Here is a 1,951-nt window from a genome sequence, read left to right as displayed (position 1 = left end):
AGGGTTAGGCCGAAAAGGGCTGGCACCGGGGGCGATCCGCGATGGCTAACGAGTACCGCTTCGGCATTGAAGAAGAGTTCTTCCTCGCCAGTGCCCGGTCTCGGGGGGCGCCACAGCGGTCGATCGCCGCCTTTCACAAGGACGCACAGAAGCGGCTGCACGTCGCCGAACGCGAGGTCCTCCAAAGCCAAATCGAGATCAGTACCGAGCCGTCGGCGAGCTTCGAGGAGGTGCGTGCGAAACTTTCTGATCTCAGATGCGGCTTGGCCGATGTCGGTCGCAAGCACAACCTCTTGGTCTTCGCTGCCGGGACGCATCCGACCGCACTGTGGCCCGCCCAGCGCAAGACCGAGAAGGCTCGCTATCAGCGCATCATCGACGAGTTGCAGATGGTCGGACGGCGTTGGGTTGTCTGCGGCCAGCACGTCCATGTGGAGGTGCCCCGACCTGAGGCGCGGGTCGATATGATGAACCGCCTGCTGCCGTTCCTGCCAGTGTTGCTCGCCCTGTCGACATCCTCGCCATTTTGGGAGAAGCGTCGGACCGGCTTGGCGGGATACCGGTTGCGGGCCTATGCCGAACTGCCCCGCGCCGGCCTGCCCGATGTCTTCGACGACGAAGCCGACTATGCCCGCTTCATTCAAGTCATGACCGAGTCGGGCGCGATCGAGGATGCGACCTTCCTCTGGTGGCACATTCGTCCATCGATCCGGTATCCGACGCTGGAACTGCGCGTTGCGGATGCGTGCACGCGGCTCGATGACACCCTCGCTGTCGCCGCACTGTATCGTTGCCTCGTCCGCCTCGTCGATCGTCGGCCAGACATCCACGCGAAGCTCACCGGCGCCTCCCGAGGCTTCGTGACGGAGAACTTGTGGCGGGCGCAGCGTGACGGTGTACGGGCCAGCCTGATCGATGAGACCCAGGCCCGCACGGTACCTGTGCCCGCGATGGTTGACGCGCTTCTCAACCTGATCGCCGAGGATGCGGCCGCCCTCGGCTGCGCAGCGGAAGTGGCTCACGCCAAGGTTATCGCCCTGAACGGCTCCAGTGCGGATGGGCAGATCGCGGCCTATGACGCCGCGCTAGAACGCGGCGCGGATGATGACGAGGCCCTGCGCGACGTGGTCGATTGGCTGGCGAGGGAGACGACTGGCGCCCCGGCATAGCGCCTCTGTAGTCCACCAGTAGCTATGAAGCCCCGGTGCTTTATCGCGAAATGGCGTGCCTCAAAGGCTCGTATTTCGATATCATCTGCAAAGCATGTCGAGCAGATGCAAAGGGCGTCTGAAGCAGCCGGGAGGCACCAATGGCCAAGCTGACGACCAAAGACCGCAAGGAGCTACCGAAGAAGGATTTTGCTCTGCCCGAGGACAAGCGCTTTCCGATCGACGACAAGGCGCATGCGAGGAACGCGAAGGCTCGTTCCGCTCAGTCCGTGAAAGCTGGCAACCTGTCGAAGGCAGACAAGAAGAAGGTCGATGCCAAAGCCGACAAGGTTCTCGGCAAAAGCTGACCCGTCCATGTGCAATCCTGGCAGGAGTGGCCGTATGACCCCCGACATGAGTCGGTTGTGCGAGGCGGTTCGCGTGCCGCTTCAACGAGCCCCGGTGGCAGATCCAGATGCGACGGCTGAAGCCGTCGTGCGCGCCGTACTGACGATGCTGAAGCGGCCAAGCGCCGAGGCGATCGACGCCGCGTGGGACGTAGCTATCTCGGCTCCGGACGGCGGGACACAGCGCGCCTCAGCCGCTCGCGAGTTCGTGGCAATCGTCGATCACATCCTCACGGGTCCGACCTAACTTCGCCATCACCTCATTGAGGTACACAGATCGAGCCTGCATAGGTGACGCATGAGCGATCCCGAGCCCGACGCCGACTTCCGCGAGCGCTTGCTGCGAGAAGTCCCTGACAGCGATCGGGACTTCGTGATGAGAGCGTCGGGGAAACG

At 63.4% G+C, this 1,951-nt stretch carries 3 protein-coding genes; all 3 read left to right on the top strand.

Translation table 11 applies throughout. The features are described 5' to 3' along the window. The first annotated feature begins 41 nt into the window (after positions 1–41). The 3 genes from MKL01_RS21940 to MKL01_RS21930 all read left to right on the top strand — a co-directional run bounded on the left by MKL01_RS21940 (position 42) and on the right by MKL01_RS21930 (position 1,802). Positions 42–1,169: a carboxylate-amine ligase gene (locus MKL01_RS21940; RefSeq protein WP_243907305.1), complete on the top strand. Its 1,128-nt coding sequence runs from the start codon at positions 42–44 to the stop codon at positions 1,167–1,169. A 140-nt stretch (positions 1,170–1,309) separates the two neighbouring features. Next, positions 1,310–1,516 (top strand): hypothetical protein, encoded by a 207-nt coding sequence (locus MKL01_RS21935; protein WP_243907304.1) that lies wholly within the window; start codon positions 1,310–1,312, stop codon positions 1,514–1,516. Positions 1,517–1,550: 34 nt separating this feature from the next. Further along, positions 1,551–1,802, top strand: a complete 252-nt coding sequence (locus MKL01_RS21930) for a hypothetical protein (protein ID WP_243907303.1) — start codon at positions 1,551–1,553, stop codon at positions 1,800–1,802. Positions 1,803–1,951: the final 149 nt, after the last annotated feature.

Source organism: Methylobacterium sp. J-070 (genome assembly GCF_022829385.1).
Lineage (GTDB): Bacteria > Pseudomonadota > Alphaproteobacteria > Rhizobiales > Beijerinckiaceae > Methylobacterium.
Note: the sequence above shows the minus strand (reverse complement) of the source record. Positions and strands in the feature narration are given on the sequence as shown.

Excerpts from the sequence above, each read along its gene's own strand:
- MKL01_RS21940 (WP_243907305.1), top strand. The coding sequence starts at position 42 with ATGGCTAACGAGTACCGCTTCGGCATTGAAGAAGAGTTCTTCCTCGCC.
- MKL01_RS21935 (WP_243907304.1), top strand. The coding sequence starts at position 1,310 with ATGGCCAAGCTGACGACCAAAGACCGCAAGGAGCTACCGAAGAAGGAT.
- MKL01_RS21930 (WP_243907303.1), top strand. The coding sequence starts at position 1,551 with ATGACCCCCGACATGAGTCGGTTGTGCGAGGCGGTTCGCGTGCCGCTT.